This is a genomic window from Anaerofilum hominis (genome assembly GCF_014287275.1).
Classification (GTDB): Bacteria; Bacillota; Clostridia; order Oscillospirales; family Ruminococcaceae; genus Pygmaiobacter; species Pygmaiobacter hominis.
This window is the reverse complement of the sequence record NZ_JACONZ010000004.1, coordinates 38,873-61,720: the sequence shown is the minus strand read 5'-3', so window position 1 is coordinate 61,720 and position 22,848 is coordinate 38,873. Positions and strand designations below refer to the sequence as shown.

General features: G+C 60.7%; 17 protein-coding genes and 3 tRNA genes. 9 read left to right on the top strand and 11 right to left on the bottom strand.

Going from position 1 to position 22,848, the window contains the following annotated elements; genetic code table 11:
- Window positions 1-62: 62 nt before the first annotated feature.
- The 9 genes from H8S23_RS10825 to H8S23_RS10785 form a co-directional block, all read right to left on the bottom strand.
- Complete coding sequence (locus H8S23_RS10825; protein WP_186888368.1) at window positions 63-2,309, bottom strand: DNA gyrase/topoisomerase IV subunit A; 2,247 nt, start codon at window positions 2,307-2,309, stop codon at window positions 63-65.
- Between the two features lie 75 nt (window positions 2,310-2,384).
- Window positions 2,385-4,364 (bottom strand): DNA gyrase/topoisomerase IV subunit B, encoded by a 1,980-nt coding sequence (locus H8S23_RS10820; RefSeq protein WP_186888367.1) that lies wholly within the window; start codon window positions 4,362-4,364, stop codon window positions 2,385-2,387.
- 281 nt (window positions 4,365-4,645) lie between these two features.
- Window positions 4,646-6,781 carry an ATP-dependent zinc metalloprotease FtsH gene (gene ftsH / locus H8S23_RS10815; RefSeq protein WP_279289084.1) on the bottom strand — a complete coding sequence of 712 codons (2,136 nt, stop codon included), beginning with the start codon at window positions 6,779-6,781 and terminating at the stop codon, window positions 4,646-4,648.
- Window positions 6,782-6,881: 100 nt separating this feature from the next.
- Window positions 6,882-7,421, bottom strand: coding sequence for a hypoxanthine phosphoribosyltransferase (gene hpt, locus H8S23_RS10810; RefSeq protein WP_186888606.1), 540 nt, complete (start codon window positions 7,419-7,421; stop codon window positions 6,882-6,884).
- A 7-nt stretch (window positions 7,422-7,428) separates the two neighbouring features.
- Window positions 7,429-8,820 carry a tRNA lysidine(34) synthetase TilS gene (gene tilS / locus H8S23_RS10805; protein ID WP_186888366.1) on the bottom strand — a complete coding sequence of 464 codons (1,392 nt, stop codon included), beginning with the start codon at window positions 8,818-8,820 and terminating at the stop codon, window positions 7,429-7,431.
- Entirely contained in the window at window positions 8,807-10,189 is a 1,383-nt protein-coding gene (gene dnaB / locus H8S23_RS10800) for a replicative DNA helicase (protein ID WP_186888365.1), read from the bottom strand. The genes tilS and dnaB overlap by 14 nt, the downstream gene beginning before the upstream one ends.
- A 473-nt stretch (window positions 10,190-10,662) precedes the next feature.
- Window positions 10,663-11,106: a 50S ribosomal protein L9 gene (gene rplI, locus H8S23_RS10795; protein ID WP_186888364.1), complete on the bottom strand. Its 444-nt coding sequence runs from the start codon at window positions 11,104-11,106 to the stop codon at window positions 10,663-10,665.
- A gap of 43 nt (window positions 11,107-11,149) precedes the next feature.
- Window positions 11,150-13,117 carry a DHH family phosphoesterase gene (locus H8S23_RS10790; RefSeq protein WP_186888363.1) on the bottom strand — a complete coding sequence of 656 codons (1,968 nt, stop codon included), beginning with the start codon at window positions 13,115-13,117 and terminating at the stop codon, window positions 11,150-11,152.
- A 235-nt stretch (window positions 13,118-13,352) separates the two neighbouring features.
- A complete protein-coding gene (locus tag H8S23_RS10785; protein WP_186888362.1) occupies window positions 13,353-15,410 on the bottom strand; it encodes a ribonuclease J in 2,058 nt (685 codons plus the stop codon).
- A 282-nt stretch (window positions 15,411-15,692) separates the two neighbouring features.
- Here H8S23_RS10785 and H8S23_RS10780 point away from each other — a divergent pair, with 282 nt between their 5' ends.
- From H8S23_RS10780 to H8S23_RS10740, 9 genes are all read left to right on the top strand, one after another.
- Window positions 15,693-16,070, top strand: a complete 378-nt coding sequence (locus H8S23_RS10780; RefSeq protein ID WP_186888361.1) for a hypothetical protein — start codon at window positions 15,693-15,695, stop codon at window positions 16,068-16,070.
- A 373-nt stretch (window positions 16,071-16,443) separates the two neighbouring features.
- On the top strand, window positions 16,444-16,884 hold the full coding sequence (rnhA, locus tag H8S23_RS10775) for a ribonuclease HI (protein WP_186888360.1): 441 nt from the start codon (window positions 16,444-16,446) through the stop codon (window positions 16,882-16,884).
- 472 nt (window positions 16,885-17,356) lie between these two features.
- Entirely contained in the window at window positions 17,357-17,821 is a 465-nt protein-coding gene (locus H8S23_RS10770; protein WP_186888359.1) for a helix-turn-helix domain-containing protein, read from the top strand.
- 755 nt (window positions 17,822-18,576) lie between these two features.
- Window positions 18,577-19,785 carry a cysteine desulfurase NifS gene (gene nifS, locus H8S23_RS10765; protein WP_186888605.1) on the top strand — a complete coding sequence of 403 codons (1,209 nt, stop codon included), beginning with the start codon at window positions 18,577-18,579 and terminating at the stop codon, window positions 19,783-19,785.
- Window positions 19,786-19,849: 64 nt separating this feature from the next.
- Window positions 19,850-20,299 carry a Fe-S cluster assembly scaffold protein NifU gene (nifU, locus tag H8S23_RS10760; RefSeq protein WP_186888358.1) on the top strand — a complete coding sequence of 150 codons (450 nt, stop codon included), beginning with the start codon at window positions 19,850-19,852 and terminating at the stop codon, window positions 20,297-20,299.
- A 20-nt stretch (window positions 20,300-20,319) separates the two neighbouring features.
- On the top strand, window positions 20,320-21,378 hold the full coding sequence (gene mnmA / locus H8S23_RS10755; RefSeq protein WP_186888357.1) for a tRNA 2-thiouridine(34) synthase MnmA: 1,059 nt from the start codon (window positions 20,320-20,322) through the stop codon (window positions 21,376-21,378).
- 174 nt (window positions 21,379-21,552) lie between these two features.
- Window positions 21,553-21,628, top strand: a tRNA-Trp gene (locus tag H8S23_RS10750).
- Window positions 21,629-21,631: 3 nt separating this feature from the next.
- Window positions 21,632-21,708: transfer RNA gene (locus H8S23_RS10745), tRNA-Asp, on the top strand.
- Between the two features lie 3 nt (window positions 21,709-21,711).
- Window positions 21,712-21,787: transfer RNA gene (locus H8S23_RS10740), tRNA-Thr, on the top strand.
- A gap of 418 nt (window positions 21,788-22,205) precedes the next feature.
- On the opposite strand, the gene H8S23_RS10735 is transcribed toward H8S23_RS10740, so the two are convergent.
- Window positions 22,206-22,439 (bottom strand): DUF6514 family protein, encoded by a 234-nt coding sequence (locus H8S23_RS10735; protein WP_186888356.1) that lies wholly within the window; start codon window positions 22,437-22,439, stop codon window positions 22,206-22,208.
- On the bottom strand, window positions 22,417-22,653 hold the full coding sequence (locus H8S23_RS10730; RefSeq protein ID WP_186888355.1) for a helix-turn-helix domain-containing protein: 237 nt from the start codon (window positions 22,651-22,653) through the stop codon (window positions 22,417-22,419). The genes H8S23_RS10735 and H8S23_RS10730 overlap by 23 nt, the downstream gene beginning before the upstream one ends.
- Window positions 22,654-22,848 lie beyond the last annotated feature (195 nt).

The window sequence follows — 22,848 nt, the reverse complement described above, 5'->3', positions numbered from 1 at the left end:
TCTTTGGGCTGAAACGTCCCCATAACGTCAAAATAAAAATTCAGGCTTTTCTGGTCCCGCCCTCAGAGTGTGATCTGTTCCGCCACATCCTCGGGCCGCAGCAGGGCGCCCGCGGCGGGCAAACTGCGCACCCTATAACGGTGCGGGTTGGCCAGTTCCAGGTCCGCGGCGGCCTTTACGCTGGCGATGCGGACGTTTTTCTTGAGCGTGATCACCGCCACGCCCAGCGTGTTGCGGGTCGTCTTTTCTGGGATCTGGGTGGAATGGACCAGCAGCAGCCGGCCGTTCGTGGTCTGGATCGCCAGTTCCCCCTCCTCCGGCAGCTCGCGCACGGCGGCCAGCTCCGCCTTGTCGCTGTAGGCCCCCACCAGCTTGCGGCGGTTCTGCTTGGTCTCATAGCTGGAAAGCGGCACCTTGGCGGCCTTGCCGTTCTGGAAGAAAAAGACCATGTGCCCGCGGTAATCGCTTGTCACCGTGACATAGATGGGGACTTCCCCGTCCTCCATGCCCAGCTTTGCCGGCAGATACTCGCCCATGGCGCTGGCTTTGGTGTCCGCAAAATCGCCCACGCGGCATTTGTACACCTGGGCGCGGTTGGTAAAAAAGAGCAGCCACGCATTGTTTTTGGTCTCGATCTCATACCGCACCGCGTCGCCCTCTTTCAGGCGCTGCTCGCTGCTCATGCGCAGCGAGGCGGGGGTGATTTTTTTGAAGTAGCCCTCTTCGGTGTAGAAAATGGTCACCGGATAGTCCGGCATCTGCTGTTCTTCCTCTTCCTCCACCGCTGCGGGCGCGTCGTAGAGGATCTCGCTGCGCCGGGGCTGCGCATATTTTTTTGCCGCCTCGGTCAGCTCTGCAATGATGATCTTTTTCACCTTGGCGGGGTTGTCAAGGACGCCCTGGAGCTCTGCGATATCCTTTTCCAGCGCTGTGATCTCGTCGGTGCGCTTGAGAATATATTCCCGGTTGAGGTGGCGCAGTTTGATCTCCGCCACATATTCGCCCTGGACCCGGTCGATGCCAAAGCCGATCATCAGGTTGGGCACCACCTCCGCGTCTTCCTCGGTCTCCCGCACGATCCTGATCGCCTTGTCGATATCCAGCAAAATGGCTTCCAGCCCGCGCAGCAGATGCAGCCGTTTTTCCTTGCCGGCCAGATCAAAATAGGTGCGGCGGCGCACGCACTCGGTGCGGAAAGCGCTCCACTCGGTCAGAATCTCCCGCACCCCCATCACCCGGGGCTGGCCCGCGATGAGAATGTTGAAGTTGCAGGAAAAGCTGTCCTCCAGCGGCGTCATCTTAAACAGCCGCCCCATCAGCTTGTCGGGGTCCTGCCCGCGCTTGAGGTCAAGCGTCAGCTTCAGGCCGCCCAGATCTGTCTCATCGCGCATATCGCTGATCTCGCGCACCCTGCCCGCCTTGACCAGCTCGGCGATCTTATCCATGATCGCCTCCACCGTGGTGGTGGGCGGGATCTGCGTGATCTCGATCATGTTGTTCTCTTTGTCGTACTGGTACCGCGCCCTCACCCGCACGCTGCCGCGCCCGGTCTCATAGATCGAGCGCAGCTCACCCTCGTCGTAAAGGATCTGGCCTCCGCCGACAAAATCCGGCGCTTTCAGGGTGGAGAGGATGTCGTGCTTTTTGTCCCGCAGCAGGGCGATGGTGGTCTCGCACAGCTCGCCCAGGTTGAACGAGCAGATATTGGAGGCCATGCCCACCGCGATGCCCAGCGTATTGTTGGCCAGGATGGTGGGAAAGGTCACCGGCAGCAGCGTGGGTTCGGTCGTGGTGGCGTCGTAGTTGTCGACAAAGTCCACCGTATCCTTGTCGATATCCGCGAACAACTCGCGGCAGACGTCCTCCAATTTGGCCTCGGTATAGCGGGAGGCCGCGTAGGCCATGTCCCGGGAATAGGCCTTGCCGAAATTGCCCTTGCTGGAGATATAGGGCAGCAGCAAACTTTCGTTGCCGCGGGACAGGCGCACCAGCGTGTCGTAGATGGCCGCGTCGCCGTGGGGGTTGAGGTGCATGGTGCTGCCGACGATGTTGGCCGACTTGGTGCGGTTTCCCTTGAGCAGGCCCATCTGGTACATGGTGTACAGCAGCTTGCGGTGCGCGGGTTTGAAGCCGTCGATCTCGGGCAGCGCGCGGGAGACGATGACGCTCATCGCATAAGGCATATAGTTGCTCTCCAGCGTCTCGGTGATCCGGCTTTCGATGACGCTGCCCGCGTCCAGGATCTCCACCGCATCGCCGAGCTGAGGCCGCTGGAGCGGCGCTTTTTTCTTGGGCTGTTTTTTTGCCATTCTTTTCCCTCTTACAGTTTATTCGCAGGTCCTGTGCAGACGCCCGGCCGGTCGCTCCGGCGCGGGCCCCGCGCCTCAGGACACGTCCAGATCGTCCAGGTACTCGTAGCCGTGGGTGGCGATGTGCTCTTTGCGGCCCGCCAGGTTGTCGCCCAGCAGCAGGTCAAAGACCTCGGCGGTGCGCTGCGCCTCTTCGGGCAGCACTTTGATGAGCCGGCGCGTCTCGGGGTTCATGGTGGTCAGCCACATCATTTCCGCCTCGTTCTCGCCCAGGCCCTTAGAGCGCTGGATGGTGTATTTGTCCTGCCCGATGCGGGAGAGGATGTCCGCTTTTTCCGGTTCGGTGTAGGCAAAATAGGTTTTGCCCCGGCTCTCTATCTCGTACAGGGGCGACTCGGCGATGTAGACATAGCCCTCATTGATCAGGGTGGGCACCAGCCGGTAAAGCATGGTGAGCACCAGCGTGCGGATCTGGTAGCCGTCCACATCGGCGTCGGTGCAGATGATGACCTTGCTCCAGCGCAGGTTGTCCATGCTGAAAGCGGCAAAGTCATTCTTCACCTTGCCGTCCAGCTCCACGCCGCAGCCCAGCACCTTGACAAGGTCGGTGATGACATCGCTTTTGAAGATGCGGCTGTAGTCCGATTTGAGGCAATTCAAAATTTTGCCCCGGATGGGCATGATGGCCTGGAACTCGCTGTCCCTGCTGGTCTTGACCGCCCCCATGGCGGAATCACCCTCCACGATATAAAGCTCGCGGCGGGTGAGGTCCTTGGTGCGGCAGTCCACAAATTTTGCCACCCGGTTGGCGATATCGATCTGGGAGGTCAGCGTTTTCTTGATGGACAGGCGGGTCTTTTCCGCGTGCTCGCGGCTTTGCTTGTTGACCAGCACCTGGCTGCAGAGTTTCTGCGCCTCGTCGGGGTTCTCGATGAAATAGACCTCCAGCGTGTGCTTTAAAAACTCGGTCATCACCTGCGCGATGCCCCGGTTGGTGATGGCCTTTTTGGTCTGGTTCTCATAGCTGGTCACGGTGGAAAAGCTGCTGGACACATAGATCAGACAGTCCTGTACGTCGGCAAAGGTGATCTTGCTCTCGCCCTTTTTATACAGGCCCTTGTTTTTGAGATAGGCGTCGATCTGGCTGACAAAAGCCGTTTTCACCGCCCGCTCGGGGCTGCCCCCATGCTCCAGCCAGCTGGAGTTGTGATAGTACTCCAGCACCTGCCGCTTGTTGGAAAAGCAGAACGCCGCGCCCATCTTCACCTTGTATTCCGGCCGGTCGTCCCGGTCACGGCACTCGGCCTCCGACGAACGGGAGATCACGGGCGTCAGGGCGTCCTCCCCCGCCAGCTCGGCGACATAGTCGGCGATGCCGTTCTCATAGCGGAATTCCGTGGTCTCCCCGCCGGGCGTGCTCTGATCGTGCAGCTGGAACAGCACCCCCGCGTTGACCACCGCCTGTCGCTTCATCACATCCTTGAAGTACTCCACCGGGATGTCGATGTCGGTAAAGACCTCCCGGTCCGGCAGCCAGCGGATGACCGTGCCGGTCCGCTTGGACCTTGTCGGCTCTTTCTGCAGGCCGCCGATATTTTCGCCCCGCTCAAAGTCCAGATGGTAATGCAGGCCGTCACGGTAGACGTCCGCTTTCATCCAGCGGGAGGCATACTGGGTCGCGCAGAGGCCCAGGCCGTTCAGGCCCAGGGAATACTCGTAGTTGCTGGCCGCAGCGTCGTACTTGCCGCCCGCATACATCTCGCAGAAAAGCAGCTCCCAGTTGTAGCGCTCTTCCTTTTTATTGTAGTCCACGGGAATGCCGCGGCCAAAGTCCTCCACCTCGATGGAGCCGTCTTTGAACAGGGTGACCGACACGCGGTCGCCGTAGCCCTCGCGCGCCTCGTCGATGGCGTTGGATAAAATTTCAAAGACCGCGTGTTCACAGCCCTCGATGCCGTCAGAGCCAAAGATGACGCCCGGGCGCTTGCGCACCCGCTCGGCCCCTTTGAGGCTGGAGATGCTCTCGTTGTTGTATACCGGTTGCTTTTTGGGCATGCTTGCCTCCTGTAAAGTTCGTTTCGAAAAGCCGCACCCGGGGACAATGCCCGGGTGCGCACTCGTTCTCCTCTTTATGTTCCTTTTTTATTAAACACTTTTTATTGTATTCTTGTCAAGAAGGGGGTCCATATCTGGTGGCCGCTGCACGGCCGGTCTTTTTCATCCTGCCCATTTCCCGGATCGTCATTCATCTGAATTTTGGGAAAAGTACAGGCCGGAACCATCAGGTTCCGGCCTGTACAAAAAGCGCCGTCACAGATCTGTTCTCCGTCGTGCCTTTACGGCTGGGAGTCGTCGGGCTCCGCCTCATCGGGCTGGACAGGGCTGGGCATGGGGATCTCCTCCACAGCCTTGGCGCCGTTTTCTCCGCCAGCCTGCGTCTGTGCGTCAGATGCCGGGGCGGCGGACGTCTTTTTGTCCTGCTCCTCTTTGGGCGGCAGCTCGCGGCCCTCCATGATGGCCTTGAACTCCTCGCCGGAGAGGGTCTCCCTCTCCAGCAGCGCCGCAGCCACCTTGTGCAGCTGGTCCATGTGCTCGGTCAGGATGCCGGCGCACTGGTCATAGGCGTCGTCGATGAGTTCCCGCATCTCCGAGTCGATCTCGGCCGCCACCGTCTCGGAAAAACCTCTTCCCTGTGAGAAATCGCGGCCCAGGAACGTCTCGCTGGGGTCGCTGCCGTAGACCACAGGGCCCAGCCGGTCTGAAAAACCGTAGCGGGTGACCATGGCACGGGCAATCGCGGTGGCGCGCTCCAGATCGTTGGACGCGCCGGTGGAGATGTCGTCCAGCACCAGCTTCTCGGCCACGCGGCCGCCCAGCAGGATGACGATCTCATCCTCCATCTGGCTTTTGGTGGTGTAGTTGGTGTCCTCTTCAGGCAGGCTCATGGTAAAACCGCCCGCAGCGCCGCGGGGCACGATGGTGATCTGGTGCACGGGGTCGCCGGTCTTGGAATAGTAGGTCGCAATGGCGTGGCCGCCCTCGTGATAAGCGGTGAGCCTGCGCTCTTTGGGGGTGATGACCCTGCTCTTTTTCTCGGGGCCGGCGATGACCTTGATGCTGGCCTCCTCGATCTCCGCCTGGGTGATCGCCTTTTTGCCGCGCCGGGCGGCCAGCAGCGCCGCCTCGTTGACCAGATTCTCCAGATCCGCGCCGGTAAAGCCGGGCGTGGATTTCGCGATGGTCGCAAGGTTGATATCGGGCGCCATCGGCTTATTGCGGGTATGCACTTTCAAGATCTGTTCGCGGCCGCGCACGTCGGGCAGCCCCACATAGATCTGCCGGTCAAACCGGCCCGGGCGCAGCAGCGCCTTGTCGAGAATATCGGCCCGGTTGGTGGCCGCGATCACGATAACGCCGTCGTTGGCGGTGAAGCCGTCCATTTCGACAAGCAGCTGGTTCAGGGTCTGTTCGCGCTCGTCATGCCCGCCGCCAAGACCCGCGCCGCGCTGGCGGCCCACCGCGTCGATCTCATCGATAAAGACGATGCAGGGGGCGCTCTTTTTTGCTTTTTCAAACAGGTCCCGCACGCGCGAGGCGCCGACGCCCACATACATCTCCACAAAGTCAGAGCCGGAGATGGAATAAAACGGCACCCCTGCCTCGCCTGCGCAGGCCCGGGCGATCAGCGTCTTGCCGGTACCCGGAGGGCCCACCAGCAGCACGCCGCGCGGGATACGCGCGCCCAGGGCGTTGAATTTGGCCGGGCTTTTGAGGAATTCAACGATCTCCTGCAGCTCCGCCTTTTCCTCGTCTGCGCCCGCCACATCGGCGAAGGTGGCCTTGCGCCCCTCGGACGCCTGATCCTTGGCCTTGACCTTGCCCACGTTCATCACGCCGCCGCCACCGCCGGACTGGCGCATCATCATCCAGAACAGCGCGCCCAGGGCCACCACCATGATGATGGTGGGCAAAAAGCTGAGCCACATGGGGGTGGACTGCACCGGCAAAATGTCGTAGACCATCGGCGCGTCGGGATGCGCCTGGTCGTACTCGTCGATATAAGGCATCACCTGGTTCAGGAAAAGGTTGGCATAGGCCACCGTATAGGTGAGTTCCTGATCCTTGGGCGCGGCCTGCGCCTGCCCGTCCGGCCCCGTCGTGGGGGCAGGGGTCGCCTGGGCCTGCTGGGAGCCAAAGCCGCCGATGGCGACCACCTGGGTCACCCCGTTCAGCTTTTGTGTCTCCTTGAGCGCCGCCGCGGCGTCCTCGGCGGACATGACCAGCGTCAATGTGCCGTCGTTGGGATCAAAGGTAAAGCTTTTGACCTTCTGCTCTTTGAAATATCCCAGCACCTGCGAGTACTTCATATTCATGGTGGAGGTCGGCATCCGAAAGATCAGAAAGACCAGCACCGCCGCCAGCGCGAGCAGGATGACAAAGCTTGCCGTACTTCTGTTTGGTTTTTTGCTCAAATTCTTTTCACTCCAACTGCCGCCTGCCGGCGGCTGTAAAAATAGCCGTTTTCAGCGTGTGCACCCTCACGACAGCCGGGCAGGCCCGGCCCGCCGCCGCTCAGACCGAATAGACCTCCGGCTTGAGTACCCCGATATAGGGCAGGTTGCGGTATTTTTCATCGTAATCCAGACCGTACCCGATGACAAACTCGTCGGGGATGGTAAAGCCCACATAGTCCGCCTGCAGGTCCACCTTGCGCCGGGCAGGCTTGTCAAGCAGCGCGCAGATGCGGATGGAGGCGGGATTGCGGTCCAGCAGCATGCCCTTGATGTAATCCAGCGTCATGCCGCTGTCGAGGATATCCTCCACGATCAGGATGTCCTTGCCCTCCAGATTGATATCCAGGTCCTTGACTATTTTAACCACGCCGCTGCTTTTTACACCGGAGCCATAAGAAGAGACCACCATAAAATCGATCTCCGCCGGCTGGTCGATGGTGCGCATCAGGTCCGCCAGAAACACAACGGCCCCTTTGAGCACCGTCACGAGCAGCAGGTTTTTGCCCTCGTAGTCCTTTGTGATCTGCGCGCCCAGTTCCGCAACCTTGGCGTGCAGCTCCTCCTCGCTGAGCAGTACCTTTTTGACGTCGTCTTTCATCATTTTTTCATTCCTCCGGTTCTATCAACTTGATCTGTACCGCCCGCCGGCAGCCCGGGCGCGGCAGCAGCTCCTCACACACGCCGACCCCCTCCAGCCAAAGCACCTTCCGGCCCTCCGCCAACACCAGCAAACGGCCGCGGGCGCTGCGGGGGACGCCGTCCTCCGCCATCAGCTTTTTGAGGGATTTCGTCACCCCGCGCCCGGCCGGCCGGAACAGGTCTCCCGGCCGCCGGGTGCGGAAAGTGGAAATCTTATTTATCATACCATAATCTGCAAATTTTTTTAACTCTTTTTTATCTTCACCGCAAAGTTTTACGATTTCTTCATACTCTTGTTCCAGAACGGCCACGATCCGGCCGTCCGGCAGCGGGAGCAGGCCGGTGGAAAAGGGGAGCTCCCAGTCCGCCGGGGGCGCGGGTGCAGTTTGTTCGAGATAAAAAATGCCGCCGCTGCGCCGGGCAAAAAGGCCCTCCCCCAGCTGTGAGGACGCCTTTTCGCCGCAGACGACCGCAGCCGCCTCCGTCACCTGTTCCCGCCCCGTCACGTCCCGGGCGGCCAGCAGCTGCGCCAGTGCCGCGCGGCGCACCGGGCCCGGGGCCGCGGCCAGCTGCCCGGCCCTCCACCCGGCCCCCGCCGCAGCAGCAGCCAGCAGCTGCCGGGCCAGCCCGTCTAAAAAGGCGGCCGTCTCCCGCGCGTCCTCCGCAAAAGCCGAAAGGGCCTCCTCCGCCTTTGGGTTGACCCCGCGCAGCACGGGCATCGCCTGCAGCCGCAGCCGGTTGCGGCTGCAGCAGGGCAGCAGGTTGGTGGAATCGGTCCGGTAGGCGTGACCCGCGCTGCGGCAGTAGGCCAGGATCTCCTGCCGGGTACAGCACAGCAGCGGGCGGATATACCCCCCGCGGCGTGGCGGGATGCCCCCCGCGCCGGTGAGCGAGGTGCCGCGCGCCAGCCGGAACAGCAGCGTCTCGGCGTTGTCGCTGGCGGTGTGTGCGGTCGCCACCTTTACCGGGCCGCCCGAAAGCGCCTGCGCTGCCTCCGCCGCGCGCTCAAAAAAATCATACCGCAGCGCGCGGGCAAAAGTCTCTTCGCTCTGGCCCGCCGGGCGCGGCCGCTGCGCCATTTCCGCCCGCTCGGCCCACAGCGGCACCGACCACCGCGCGCAGAGCTCTCTCACAAAGGCCTCGTCCCGGTCCGCCTCCGCCCCCCGCAGGCCGTGGTTGAGGTGCACGGCCTGCAGCCCGATGCCCAGCGCCGGGGCAAGGCTGCGCAAAACGTGGAACAGGGCCACCGAGTCCGGCCCGCCCGAAAGCGCGCACAGCACGGTGTCCCCGCTCTGCAGCAGCGCCTGCTCCGCGATAAAACGCGCCGCCTTTTTTTCCAGCTTTTCAATATCCGTCATTGTGGCTGTACTCGATGTTCATAAAGCGGGTGTGCGCGCCGTCCCAGCCCAGGCTGACGGTCCCCACCTCGCCGTGGCGGTTTTTTGCCACGATACATTCGGCGGTGGAGGTGTCGCTTTGCCCCTCGGTGTCATAATACGCCTCGCGGTACAAAAACAGTACGCTGTCGGCGTCCTGCTCGATCGAGCCCGAATCGCGCAGGTCGGACAGCATGGGCCGGTGATCGCGGTTGGAGCTGCGCTCGGTATTTCGGGACAGCTGCGAGAGGCAGATGATGGGCACGTTGAGCTCTTTTGCCATGATCTTGAGGTTTCGGGTGATGTCGCTGATCTCCTGCACGCGGGAATCGGTGCGCTTGCCGGAGTTCATCAGCTGCAGGTAGTCGATGACCACCAGCCCCACGTCGGGCCGGGCCGGGTCCTGATTGAGCCGCCGCACCTTGGCCTTGATCTCCGGCACCGTGATGGCCGATGTATCGTCCATGTAAATGGGGGCCTGCGCCAAGATATCGCTGGCCTGTGCCAGGTCCACCCAGTCCTGCCCGGAGAGGGTGCCGGTGCGCAGTTTCTGGCTGTCGATGGCCGCCTCGCTGGACAGGATGCGGCTGGTCAGCTGGTCCTTGGTCATCTCTAGCGAAAACAGCGCCACCGGGATCTTTTGCTTTTTGGCCACGTTGGTGGCGATGTTCAGCGCAAAACTGGTCTTTCCCATGCCGGGGCGGGCCGCCAGGATGATCAGATCGCTGCGGCCCAGGCCGGTGAGCATCTTGTCCAGATAGGTAAAACCGGTGGGGATGCCCAGATACTTGTCCCTGTCCGGGCCGGAGATCTTCTGCAGCTGGTTATAGGTGTCGATGATGGTGCTGGAGATGGGCTGCATGGCGCTCTGGTCGCGGCCCGAGCGGATCTCATAGATCTTCTGCTCCGCGCTCTCCAGCAAAATGTCCGCGTCGGATTCCTCGCTGGTCTGTTCCAGAATATCTTTCGCCGCCCCCATAAGCTGGCGGATCAGATATTTTTCATAGACGATGCCCGCATAATGCTCCACATTGGAGATGGAGGGCACCGTTTCGGCGAGGCCGGTGAGGTAGACCTTGGCCTCATCCTCGGCGGAAAAAACGCCCGCGTCCAGCACCGCGCCCAGCACCGTGACAAAATCAATGGCGGCGCCGCCTGTGAACAGGCGCACCAGCTCGGCGAAGATCTCCCCGTTCTGGCGCGCATAAAAATGCTCGGGGCGCAGCTTTTCCACCAGGGCGGGGATGCACTCCGCCTGCAGCAGGGCGGCGCCCAGCACCGCCTGTTCCGCCTCCATATTATAGGGCAGCTGCACGCCCATATTTTCAAATGTCAGGGATAGGTTGTCCATAGAGGTTCCTTTACCATTTATTGACCGTTTTTTCAGACGGGACGCGCCGCGCCGGCCCGCCGCTTTTCATCCTTGCGCTTCCGCTTCTTTGCTCCCGGGGTCCCGCGGCCCGCACTGCTCTTGCGCCCGGCCTGCCTTCGGGGGGGGGTCTGGTTTAGCGCCGCGACCTTTTACGCTGCGCCGGCCCGGTGAGAACGGCTTTGCCGTTCTCCCAAAACGGTTTCTCCCGCTTGCGCGTGAGGGCATGAACGCGGGCAAAACTTTCGGCTTTGCCTTTCTATTCTGTTCTTATTCTTCCACGACCACAGTCACCTTTGCCGTCACTGGGGCCGGTCCCGGCTTGGCCCGTGACCTTTCGCGCTGCGCCGGCCCGGTGAGAACGGCTTTGCCGTTCTCCCAAAACGGTTTCTCCCGCTTGCGCGTGAGGGCATGAACGCGGGCAAAACTTTCGGCTTTGCTTTTTTATTCTGTTCTTATTCTTCCACGACCACAGTCACCTTTGCCGTCACGCTGGGGTAGACCTTGATCTCCACCTCGTACTGGCCATAGTTCTTGATATCGGCGTCCAGCACGACCTTGCGTTTATCGATGGAGACGCCGGCCGCTTTGTTCACCGCCTCCGCGATGTCTTTGCCGGTCACGGCTCCAAACAGGCGTCCGCCCTGGCCCGCTTTGGCTTTCACCGTGACCGTCATGCCGCCGATCTTTTTCGCCGTGGCCTGCGCGTCGGCCAGCTCCACCTCTGCGTGGTGCCGCTTGGCGCTCTCTTTGGTCTTTACCTCATTGACGGCCGCGGCGTTGGCCGGCACCGCCAGCCCGCGGGGCAGAAGGAAATTGCGCGCGTATCCGTCCGAGACTTCCACCATCTGGTCTTTCTTGCCGGTCCCTTTCACGTCTGCTTTCAGCACTACTTTCATTTTTCTTCGCTCCTTTGTCCTATTTCTCTGCGGGGGCAGCTTTTTACTCTTCCTCCGCCTGGTTTTTGCGATACTCGTCGATCGCCGCCATAATGTAGACTTTGGTCTTATCCAGGCTGACGTCTTTCATCTGGGCGCCCGCCATGGTCAGGTGCCCGCCGCCGCCCAGTTTTTCCATGATGACCTGCACGTTCACTTCGCCCAGGCTGCGCGCCGAAACGCTGATGAAGCCGCCCATATCCACCGCCACGAAGCTCGCCTGCACCCCCTCGATGGAGAGCAGATCGTTCGCTGCCTGCGGCACGATGACCCCGCTGTCGGCGGGCACATCATCGGAGGCCACGATGGCGCAGCCCTTATAAAGCACCGCCTCGCTGACCAGCCGGGCCTTGCTGGTGTAGCTTTCCAGGCTGCCGGCAAACAGACGCTTCACGTTTTGCGTCTGGGCTCCCATCCGGCGCAGATAGGCGGCCGCCTCAAAGGTGCGCACCCCGGCGTTGATGACAAAATCCCGGGTGTCCAGCATGATGCCGGCCAGCATGGCCTCGCTTTCCAGGGCGGTGGGGCGGTCCTCGCGTTCCCCCACATACTGCAGCAGCTCCGCCACAAGCTCGCAGGTCGACGAGGCATAGGGCTCGTGGTAAAAGATGACCGCGTTGTCGATATGGCCCACCATCTTGCGGTGGTGGTCGATGACCACCACATTGTTCGCCGCCCGGTAGATCTCGCCCGACTCCAGCAGGTGGGGCACATGAGTATCCACGATGATCACCAGCGTGCGGCGGGTGAGGCCCTCCAGCGCCTCGGCGGGGGTGATGAAATCCTCGCCCAGGCCGCTGCGGCGGAAGCGGTCGATCAGGCTGCCCGCAAGCGTATGCTTTTCGTCCACCGCGACGGCGGCCGGCTTGTCGAAGATCTTGCAGATGCGCAGCACGCCGATGGCCGCGCCAATGGCGTCCAGATCAGACATGCGGTGCCCCATGATGACCACGCTGTCGCTTTGGCGGATGATGTCCCCCAGCGCGTTGGCGATGATGCGGCTCTTGACCTTGGTGCGCTTTTCCACACTGCGGGAGACGCCGCCGTAAAACTCAAAGCCCCCGTCCGCGCTGCGCACCGCCGCCTGATCTCCGCCCCGGCCCAGCGCCATATCCAGCGCCGCGCGGGCCATCTTTTCACACTCGGCAAAGGTCGCCCCGCCCCGGCCCACACCGATGGACAGGGTGACCACGCCGTTTTCATTGCCGATCTCCCGCATCCGGTCCAAAACGGCGAACTTGCCGGCCACCACCTCCGCCATGTGCCGCTCCTCCATCACCGCCAGATAGCGGGAGGACGAAAGGCGCAGCAAAAAGCCGGTGGTGCCGTCGATGAAATTCTCAAACACCCGGTCGATCTCGCCGGTGAGGGCGGCCTTTTCGCTGTCTTTCAGATCCTTGAGCACCTCGTCATAGGTGTCCACCATAATGTGCAGCACCGCCGGGCGGGTGGCGCGGTACTCCATCGCCTCGGTCTTCAGCACCGTGTCGTTGATGAAATAGGCCACAAACAGTCCGTCGCCCCGGGCCACCCCGCTGCCGAAAGCGGTGAACAGCCTGCCCTCCACCTCCAGCGGCTGCCCCTCGGGGCGGGCGATCTTTTCCGGGTCAAACCCTGGTATCGCCTTGTACACGCTCTGCAGGTAGTACTCCCGGTCGGTAAGCACTCCCGCGGCAAAGGCGTCGTTGTACCAGACGATGTTCTTGCCTGACAGGATCAGCACCGGCACCGCCAGATTGGCCAGCGAGTGCTGGGTGGAGCTGTCCTCGTAGCCCGCGCCGTGCAGGAGCCTTGCAATCAGGCGCCTCATGCGCTGGATATTGAGCAGAATGACGATCGTGAACACCGACAGCACGGCCACGGAGATCAGGAACAGGGTCGGGCTGACCAGCCCCAGCGCCACAGTCAGCCCAACGCAGATCAGCGCCAGCACGGCGACGATGATGTCCACGGTGATGAGTCTCTTTTTCATGATTCCCCCAGAATGCCCCGCCGGCAGCCTCCGGCGCGGGCGCACACGGTTAAATTGCTCCATCCGGGCCCGGGCGGCGCCCTCTGCTGCATTATACGGCGCGGGATGGAAAAAAAGTATAATAGCCGGTAAGCAATACTCACGGCTATTATACTTTTTTTTCGTGTCGAATTCCAGCCCGGGAAACAAAAAGTTTGACTTTTCCGCCCTTTTCTTCCAAAAGAGGGCGGAGCGCTCAGACCTCCTGGATGATGGGCAGGATCATGGGACTGCGCTTGGTGTTGCGGTAGAGCAGCGTTGAGAGCTGGTCGCGCACCGCGCCGCGCAGCTCTTCCAGGTTGCGGCGGCCGCCCCGCGCCTCCGCCCGCTCGATCACCTTGCGGGTGACATCCTTGGCCTCGGCGATCAGCCCCTCGGCCTCTTTCATATACACAAAGCCGCGGCTGACGATATCGGGCCCCGAGACCAGCTTGCCGGTGCCCGCGTCGATGGCGGCCACCGAGATGATCAGGCCGTCCTGCGAGAGGTGGCGGCGGTCCCGCAGCACCACGCTGCCCACGTCGCCCACGCCCAGGCCGTCCACCAGCACCCGTCCGGAGGGCACTGTATCCACAATGCCCACCTTGTCGGGGGTGAGGGCGATGACGTCGCCGATGTCTGCGATGACGATATTTTTTTCCGGGATACCGACGCCTGCCGCCGTCTGGGAATGCTTTTTCAGATGCTTGTACTCGCCGTGCACTGGGATGAAGAACTTCGGCTTCACCATGCTGAGCATCAGCTTCTGCTCCTCCTGATAGGCGTGGCCGGAGGTATGCACATCGTACATGCTCTCATAGATCACCTCTGCGCCCAGCCGCAGCAGGCTGTTGACCACCTTGGTGACCATCTTCTCATTGCCGGGGATCGGGGTCGCGGAGATGATGATAAAGTCCCCCTGCCCCACCCTTACATTGCGGTGGCTGCCCCCCGACATGCGCGAGAGCGCGCTCATCGGTTCGCCCTGGCTGCCGGTGGTGACGATGACCAGCTCTTCCGGGCGGTAGCGGTGGATCGACTCGATGTCGACGATGATATTTTCCGGCGCGTGCAGATAGCCCAGCTCAAAAGCCATGGTGGTGTTGTTGACCATACTGCGGCCCGAGATGGCCACCTTGCGGTCGTATTTGACCGCCATGTCGATGATCTGCTGGATGCGCTGCAGGTTGGAGGCAAACGTGGCGATGATGATCCGCTTGCCCTCCGCCCGGGCAAACAGGTTCATAAAGCTCTGGCCCACCGAGCGCTCGCTGCGGGAGAAGCCCGGCCGCTCGGAGTTGGTCGAATCGGCCAGCAGCGCCAGCACGCCCCGCCGCCCATACTCGGTAAAGGTGGCAAGGTCGATCATCTCGTCGGTGACGGGCGTAAAGTCGATCTTGAAGTCGCCGGTCTGGATGATGACGCCGGCCGGGGTGTCGATGGCGTAGGCAACCGCGTCGGGGATGGAATGGTTGACCCGGATGGCCCGCACCTTCATGCAGCCGAAAGCGATCTCCTGCCCGGGCAGGATCTCCACCAGCTTGGTCGAAGCAGCCAGGCCGTATTCTTCCAGCTTGTTGCGGATCAGCCCGCAGGTGAGGCGGGTGGCATAGACCGGCACGTTGAACTGCCGCAGAAAATAGGGCAGCGCGCCGATGTGGTCCTCATGTCCGTGGGTGATGACCAGGCCGTGAAGCTGGTCTTTGTGCGCCTGCAGATAAGAAAAATCCGGGATGACCAGGTCGACGCCGAACATCTCGCTGTCGGGGAACATCGAGCCGCAGTCCACCAGGAACATATCCCCTTTGCACTCGTAAAGGGTCATGTTCTTGCCCACCTCGCCCAAACCGCCGAGGGGGATAATGCGCACCGGGGGCGCATTTTTGCCGCGCCGGGGCTGGCGGGGCGCCTTTGCCGCGCGCGGCTCCGCCGCAGAAGCTGCCGCTGCAGCGGCAGCCGCCGCAGCCGGGGACGCCGCCTTGGCGCGGCCTCCGCGGCCGCCCCGGGCCGCGGGCGCCTGCTGCGCCTTTGCCTGCCGCGGCGCGCGGGCGGGCTGCTTTTTTGCCGTCTCCCCCGCGGGGGCTGCCTGCGGCTTTTTCGCCTCTCTGGGGGGCTTTTGTCCCTGCGCGGGCTTGTTCTCGGCCGGAGCCTGCGCCTCGCCGCCTGCCTGTGCGGCCGGTTTTGCCGCGCGGGGGCGGCGGGGATAGTACTTGCGCTTGGGGCGCGGCGCGGCCTGCCCCTCCCCTGTTTTCTGCTTGCCTGTCGTCTCTTCCATCTGTAATTTCCTCCGGTTTCCCGAACGAAAACAAGACCAGGAGCGAATACCCGCTTCTGATCGCAACAGGCGGGCAGGCCTTTCTGCAAAAAAGGCACGCCGCCCCGCGTTTCCGTTCTGTAATTTTATTTGATGTTTTCAGCCGCACCCGCAAGAGGTCGCAGCGTATAAAAAGCACGGCTTCCGCGTGCATTCATCCATGACTGGTCTGTGCCGCCCCAAGGGCCGGGCTTTTGCCGTTTAGCACAAACTTACTTGAATAGAGTATAACACAATCAACAAATGTTTCATACACTTTTTGAAACTATTTTTTTGCGCCGCGGCAAAAATTTGCCGGTGTCGGGCATTCGGCAGCGGTCTGCCCAGCGCGGCGCCCGAATGACCCGTTTGATCGCTGCGCGACAAAAGTCACTTGTCCCGGAGGTTTCGCCCCGCCGCAAAATCGGCGGGCGGGAGATCGACGCGAAAAACGATCCGTGCTGCGCTGCGGCCATTTTTATTGCCTCACAGCAATTTTTATTGCCGCACAACAAAAATAATTGTCCTGCCGGCTTCGTCCCCTCTCCAAAAGCGGCGGCCGCGCGATCAGCCGCAAAGACAACCCCCGACTGCTTTTTACAATGGAACACCGGCAAACGCCCAGAACACCGCCCCGCCTGAAGCCGTCCCCGCCCCCTGCCGGCCCGCGCCCTCCCCAGACCGGTGCGTCCCGCCTGCGTTGCCGTTCCGGACGTCGGTGCCGCGAGAGAGCGTCCGCCCCCGATGACCTCACCCGCCCGTCGAAAAGCCGGCAGACGGGCCCGGCAAACGTTTTATCTCCACAGCACAGCCGGCGCGGCAGAGCCCCCTGTCCCAAAAGACGTTTCTCCGCGCCGCAGCCGCTTTGTCCGTTCCTGCTGCAGGCCGCCGGATTTGAAGGCGGATATCCCGCGTCTTGTACCGGGCAGAAAAACAGGCTATAATGATAACGCCCTTTGCCCGGCAGCCCTTTTGCGCCGCGGCGGACTTTAAACCCATCACAGGAGAGCAGCATATGAAACAGGTCACCATTTACACCGACGGCGCGTGCAGCGGCAACCCCGGCCCCGGCGGCTGGGGCGCGATCCTGCGCTACCAGAACATCGAGCGGGCCGTCAGCGGCGGCGAGGCCGAGACCACCAACAACCGCATGGAACTGACCGCCGTGCTGCGCGCTTTTGCACTGCTGAAAGAGCCCTGCGAGGTCACTCTGTGCAGCGATTCCAAATACGTGATGGACGGCCTCTCCAAAGGATGGGCCAAAAGCTGGAAGCGCAACGGCTGGCGCAAGGGAGACAAGAAACCGGCGCTCAACCCCGATCTGTGGGACGCGCTGCTGCAGGCCACCGAGCCCCATGTCATCCATTATCACTGGATCAAGGGCCATGCCGGCCATCCGGAAAACGAGCGCTGCGACGCCATGGCCGTGGCGGAAAGCCAAAAATTTAAAAAATAGCCGCAGGCTATTTTTTAACAGCCATGTGGCCTGTCCTCAGGCCACGGCGAATCAAGATAATTTGTTTTTTGTTGCGCAGCAATTAAAAAATAGCCGGAGCGAAGCGGAGGATATTTTTTCGGCCATTCGCCCGGTTGCCGCGCAAGCGGCGAGGGCGGGGCCATTAAGATGATTTGTTTTTTGTTGCGCAGCAACAAAAAATAGCCGCAGGCTATTTTTTAGCAGCCATGTGGCCTGTCCTCAGGCCACGGCGAATCAAAATAACTGTGCTTCAGGACCCGGCCGGGCCGTTTCCTCTCCTTTACTGCAAAGGGAGGGGGAACGTGTTCCCGGCCGGGTCCTGTTCTGCGCATTTCAAGCCGTCTGCGGCGGCGCTGCGGCTCTATTTCCACTCAAATTCTCCCAGGGAGGGCTGTTATTTCAGGTCCTCAAAGGTTATCCTTTTGTTATAAGACAAAGGGGGCAAAGCCAAATGAACCGGTCGAACACAGGAGATCTGATCTCGAAAAAAAGAAAAGAAAAAGGATGGACGCAGGAGCAGCTGGCAGAAAGGCTGGGGGTTTCCAATAAAACCATTTCAAAATGGGAAACCGGCAGATGCATGCCGGATTACAGCGTCGTGAAAGACCTGTGCGCAGAATTGGGCGTCACGGTCGCTGAACTGCTGGACGGCGAGGAAGCGGCCGAAAAAAGCGTGCGCCTGTACGACAGCGAGCAGATGTTGGAGCTGCTGCGGCGGACTCAGGAATTGGAAAAGCAAAAAGAGCTGCTGTACGGGGTCTTGTTGATCGTGATGGGGATCGCGCTGCAGTTTCTTGCACGCACGATCGGCGGCTCCGGCATGCGAGACTTTTTCAGCGGGCTTGTATCGGGCGCATCCATCGCCGAAATGCTGATCGGCGTTTATGTGGTCGGAAGAGGGCTGGCCGGGCGCTAGAATCCGACGGGACTGCTTGTGCTGCTCTTATCCCAGCGCGCCGCCCGCCGTGATGGCGGGGGCTGCGGCAAAAAACGGTGCGGGGCGCGCAGCACACGGGGCGTTTTAAGCGCCTGTGCGGCGGCAGACTCGCGGCGAAAACAGAGCTTTGCAGTTTTTAAATATGCCCCCTGCACCGCGTTTATGCCGCGGAGCAAAAAATTTTCTTTTAAATTCCATTTTATCTGCCAAACTCTCTATCACACCTTTATTTTTAGGGCATAATACCTACTTACGCCTATCAAATGTTCACACTTTATGTATGCTCCCTTGTTTTTGCTTCTACAAGCCGAAACAAGGGAACTTTTTTATTCTCCATCAGCCACTTTATCCGGCAGTTTTGCGGGGCGTGCGCGTCGTTTTCCCCGCAGCGTGGGCGCAAAATATTTTCTGCAAGAGCTCATCTGAGAGCAGAGTATGCCACCAAAGCCCGCGCCGGATATTTAAAAACCAGGGGTCCTAGATCCCTATGACGCTTTTCCGTATCAAAATACCCAGTTGAAGCGGTTGGCAGAGCATGAAAAATGATTGCGGCAGATCTTTTGCTTTCAAAGCTTTCTGAGTATTTCATGGGCAAGCTATCACCTCTGTTGAAAGGTCACAATTCACAAGAATTCAAATTCCTATTATTTTAATATGAATTTCCTGTTGTAATTCCTAGTAAAATAGTATATATTAAATTCAGAGCTATTTTACAGAAAGTACAGGTGATTCAGTTGGAACAAACTGGTAAGATCATTTATCTGGACAACGCGGCCACCACGCCGGTATCAGGCCCGGTACTGGACGCCATGCTGCCCTATTTTTCCCAGCACTACGGCAATCCCTCCAGCGTTTACGGCATCGCACGGCAGAGCAAAGAGGCCCTCGACGCCGCCCGCACCCAGGTGGCCGCCGCCCTGAACTGTCTGCCGGAGGAGGTTTTTTTTACCGGCTGCGGGTCGGAAAGCGACAACTGGGCGGTCAAGGGCATTGCCCACAAGCTGGCGGCCCAGGGCAAGCGCCACCTTATCACCACCTCCATCGAGCATCACGCCATCCTGCACAGCATGGCCGAGCTGGAAAAAGAGGGGTTTGAGGTCACCTATCTGCCGGTGGACGCCGACGGGCTGGTGAGCCCGGATCAGGTAAGGGCCGCGATCCGTCCCGACACCGCGCTGGTATCCGTCATGTACGCCAACAACGAGATCGGCACCGTTGAGCCGGTGGCCGAGATCGGCGCGGTCTGCCGTGAGGCGGGGGTCCTGTTTCACACCGACGCGGTGCAGGCGGCCGGCACGCTGAAGATCAACGTGCAGGCGCAGAAGATCGACGCGCTCAGCCTGTCGGCCCACAAGTTCAACGGCCCCAAGGGCGTCGGCGCGCTCTATCTGAAAAAAGGTCTGCGGCTGCCCAACCTCATCGACGGGGGCGGGCAGGAAAACGGCCGGCGCGCGGGCACTGAAAATGTGGCCGGCATCGTGGGCCTGGGCAAAGCGCTGGAGCTGGCAAACGCGCAGCTGGCGGAAAAAGCCGTCCATCTGGAAAAACTGCGCGACTACGTGATCCGCACCGTGCGCCAGAGCATCCCCAACGTCAAGCTGAACGGGCATCCCACCCGTCGGCTGCCGGGCAACGTCAACCTTTCTTTTGAGGGCATCGAGGGCGAGGGCATGCTGCTTTTGCTGGATATGAAAGGGGTTTGTGCCTCTTCCGGCTCCGCCTGCACCTCCGGCAGCCTGGACCCCAGCCATGTGCTTCTGGCCATCGGCCTGCCCCACGAGATCGCCCACGGCAGCCTGCGGCTGACCTTCGGCCCCCAGAACACGATGGAGGACGCCCAGGCGGCCTGCAGCGCACTGCAGGAGATCATCCCCCGGCTGCGGGCCATGAGCCCGGTATGGGACAAGATCGAAAAGGGCGAGGCAAAGCCGCTGCTGGGCTGAGCGCCGCGCCCCTGTCCCCTGTACTTTTCAGCAGATTTTTGATATAGTTAAAGGAGAATCGCAGATGCAATACAGTGCAAAAGTCATGGATCACTTTTCCAACCCGCGCAACGTGGGGGAGATTGCTGACGCCGACGGGGTCGGCGAAGTGGGCAACCCCACCTGCGGCGATATCATGAAGATGTACCTGAAGATCGACGGCGGCAGGATCACCGACGTCAAGTTTAAGACCTTTGGCTGCGGCGCGGCCATCGCCACCTCCAGCATCGCCACCGAGATGATCAAGGGCAAATCGGTAGACGAGGCGCTTCAGCTGTCGAACAAGGCGGTGATCGAGGCTCTGGACGGCCTGCCCCCGGTAAAGGTGCATTGCAGCGTATTGGCGGAACAGGCGGTAAAGGCCGCCCTGTCCGACTACTACCGCCGCCAGGGCGTGGACCCGGAACCCATCGTCGGCAAACTGGTGGAGGATTGTCACGCCTGCGAAGCGGCGGGCTGCGGCGCGCCGCAGTAAAAAATGGAGGGATCGTTTTTATGCAATATCCGTCTGGCCGCGTCCTGGTCGCCCTGTCGGGCGGCGTGGACTCCAGCGTGTGCGTTCAGCTGCTCAAAGACCAGGGCTTTTCTGTGGAGGCCCTGGTCCTTCGCTTTTCGCCCGCGCACGAAAAAGCGGTGGCCGCCGCGCAGGAGGCCGCCCGGCAGTTGGACGTGCCCCTGACGGTGCGCGATTGCGGCCCGGAGTTTGAGCGGGAGGTCATTGCCCCTTTCTGCGCGGAGTACTGTGCCGGGCGCACGCCAAACCCCTGCGTGATCTGTAACCCGCAGGTCAAATTCCGGCTGCTCTGCGACGTGGCCGACGAGCGCGGCATCCCGCTGGTCGCCAGCGGGCATTATGCCCGCATCGCCCGGCGGGACGGCGCGTTTTACGTGCGCCAGGCGGTCAGCGCAGCGCGCGACCAGAGCTATATGCTCTACCGGCTGCCCCAGTCCATTCTCAGCCGCCTGCTGCTGCCCGTGGGGGAATTTGAAAAGCCCGCTGTCCGCGACCGCGCCGCGGCGCTGGGCCTTGCCGCGGCAAATGCGCCGGATAGCCAGGAGATCTGCTTTATCCCGGACGGCGACTATGCGTCCTACATTGAAAGCCGCGGCTGCCGCGGCCCTGCCGGCCGCTTTATCGCGCCAGACGGCACTGTCCTGGGCCCGCACCGGGGGGTGCTGCACTACACCGTAGGCCAGCGCCGCGGGCTGGGGGTGGCGTTGGGCAAGCCGGTCTTTGTCCGGCGCATTTTGCCCGGCGGAGACATTGAACTGGCCTTTTCCGGCGACGAATACTACGCCGCCATAGAACTGGACCATCTGGCCGAAACAGGGGCCGGGCTGGCGGCGGGCGGCCGCTATCAGGTCAAGATCCGCTCTGCGGCAAAGCCCGTGCCCTGCACGGTGACGGCGCGGGGGGCCGACAGCGCACTGATCGTTTTCGACCAGCCCGCCCGCGCCCCCGCCCCCGGACAATCCGCCGTTTTATACCAGGACGATCTGCTGGTGGGCGGCGGGTTGATCCGCGACATTTTGCCGCAGGCCCCCGCGCGGTGAAAAGGCGCCGCCCCGGCGCTTTTCCGCCGCCTTTTCGGTGCCATGGCCCCCGCGCTTTTACCGTCCTGCCCCTACGCAAAAAAACTGTCAATTTTTTTGGTTGGAAGGGCTTGACTTTCTTTGCTGTTTTCGTTATTATATTAAAGCGCCCTCACTTAAGGGCCTGCCCGAAATAGGGGTATAGCTCAGTTGGTAGAGCAGTGGTCTCCAAAACCACGTGCCGAGGGTTCAAGTCCTTCTGCCCCTGCCATGTGGCCCGGTAGTTCAGTTGGTTAGAACGCTAGCCTGTCACGCTAGAGGTCGTGAGTTCGAGCCTCATCCGGGTCGCCATTTGCTGTCTTAGCTCAGTCGGCAGAGCACTTCCTTGGTAAGGAAGAGGTCGTGCGTTCGAATCGCATAGACAGCTCCATAAAAAACCCGCAGATTGGCCTATAAAGCCAGTTTGCGGGTTTTTTATTTGTGAAAATAGATAGATATTTGTTGCACAAAAATCATGAAAAAGCATAACAAAGCGTCATAAACTAACAGATAAGCTAACAAGATCACCTTACTTTTTGCAGCTCTTCTTTAATAAAATCAGTGTCCAACTGATCACCGTATTTTTCTACTGTAGTAGAGTATTTTGTGTGTTCCAGCACTTCTGTCAAAGCCTCCGGGCCACACCTGCTTTGATGGCTGCGGCTGTGAAAGTATGTCGGGCCCGATGTGGTGTGATTACGTTTCGACCCTCCTACTGGCGTTCTACACCCCATTCGTCCCGCTTGGGTCAACAAAAAAAGAAGACGCGGCTCTGTGAGAACCGGTCTCCCCGTTTTTTATTTTTTCTGTTACCGCAGAAGAAAGTCTTCCACCACATCCCGAAAATGCACAGGTGACAACTGGGCCTGCGTACAGCGCTGTGCCAGAGCGGCCACGCTTTGCCTGCTGCTGGCGATATCCTCGATCGCGTCCAGCAGCACGGCTTCTCCGTTTTCCACCGTCCGGCATTCGATCCCAAAAGAGGCTTTTTTCTCCAGGCCGGAAACCTCAACAGGCTTTTCAGTGAGCTGATACAGTATCATCCTGAAACACTTCCTTTTTGATCTGATCCAGACTGAAATCCAGTTCATTTGAAATATACAAGGCGCTGGCAAAACTCGGGACGGCGCGCCCGCTTTCCAGCTTTTGATATCCGCGCAGTGAAAGGCCACATCTCTCTGCGGCTTGGCTTTGGGTCAGATTTTTGGAGATGCGCCGCTGCAGCATCACCCGGGAAAAGATCATGTTTATCGACATGAAAATCCTCCTCTGGTGGGGATTTTATGTCATTTTTCGCCCCATTGAAACGAACTCCAGTTCATATTGTAAGCCTGTACAAATCAGCTCGGGCTTTTTTCTGTGGCTTGGGACCTTTTACAGCTTTTGCCGGCGGAAACGGCACTTTTGCAGCGGCTGCATCCTGCATCGGAACACACAAGGCCGCCGGCAGAC

Coding starts and splice junctions, on each gene's coding strand:
- H8S23_RS10825 (WP_186888368.1), bottom strand. CDS start 2,309: ATGGCAAAAAAACAGCCCAAGAAAAAAGCGCCGCTCCAGCGGCCTCAG.
- H8S23_RS10820 (WP_186888367.1), bottom strand. CDS start 4,364: ATGCCCAAAAAGCAACCGGTATACAACAACGAGAGCATCTCCAGCCTC.
- hpt (WP_186888606.1), bottom strand. CDS start 7,421: ATGAAAGACGACGTCAAAAAGGTACTGCTCAGCGAGGAGGAGCTGCAC.
- tilS (WP_186888366.1), bottom strand. CDS start 8,820: ATGACGGATATTGAAAAGCTGGAAAAAAAGGCGGCGCGTTTTATCGCG.
- dnaB (WP_186888365.1), bottom strand. CDS start 10,189: ATGGACAACCTATCCCTGACATTTGAAAATATGGGCGTGCAGCTGCCC.
- rplI (WP_186888364.1), bottom strand. CDS start 11,106: ATGAAAGTAGTGCTGAAAGCAGACGTGAAAGGGACCGGCAAGAAAGAC.
- H8S23_RS10790 (WP_186888363.1), bottom strand. CDS start 13,117: ATGAAAAAGAGACTCATCACCGTGGACATCATCGTCGCCGTGCTGGCG.
- H8S23_RS10785 (WP_186888362.1), bottom strand. CDS start 15,410: ATGGAAGAGACGACAGGCAAGCAGAAAACAGGGGAGGGGCAGGCCGCG.
- H8S23_RS10780 (WP_186888361.1), top strand. CDS start 15,693: ATGTTTCATACACTTTTTGAAACTATTTTTTTGCGCCGCGGCAAAAAT.
- rnhA (WP_186888360.1), top strand. CDS start 16,444: ATGAAACAGGTCACCATTTACACCGACGGCGCGTGCAGCGGCAACCCC.
- H8S23_RS10770 (WP_186888359.1), top strand. CDS start 17,357: ATGAACCGGTCGAACACAGGAGATCTGATCTCGAAAAAAAGAAAAGAA.
- nifU (WP_186888358.1), top strand. CDS start 19,850: ATGCAATACAGTGCAAAAGTCATGGATCACTTTTCCAACCCGCGCAAC.
- mnmA (WP_186888357.1), top strand. CDS start 20,320: ATGCAATATCCGTCTGGCCGCGTCCTGGTCGCCCTGTCGGGCGGCGTG.
- H8S23_RS10735 (WP_186888356.1), bottom strand. CDS start 22,439: ATGATACTGTATCAGCTCACTGAAAAGCCTGTTGAGGTTTCCGGCCTG.
- H8S23_RS10730 (WP_186888355.1), bottom strand. CDS start 22,653: ATGTCGATAAACATGATCTTTTCCCGGGTGATGCTGCAGCGGCGCATC.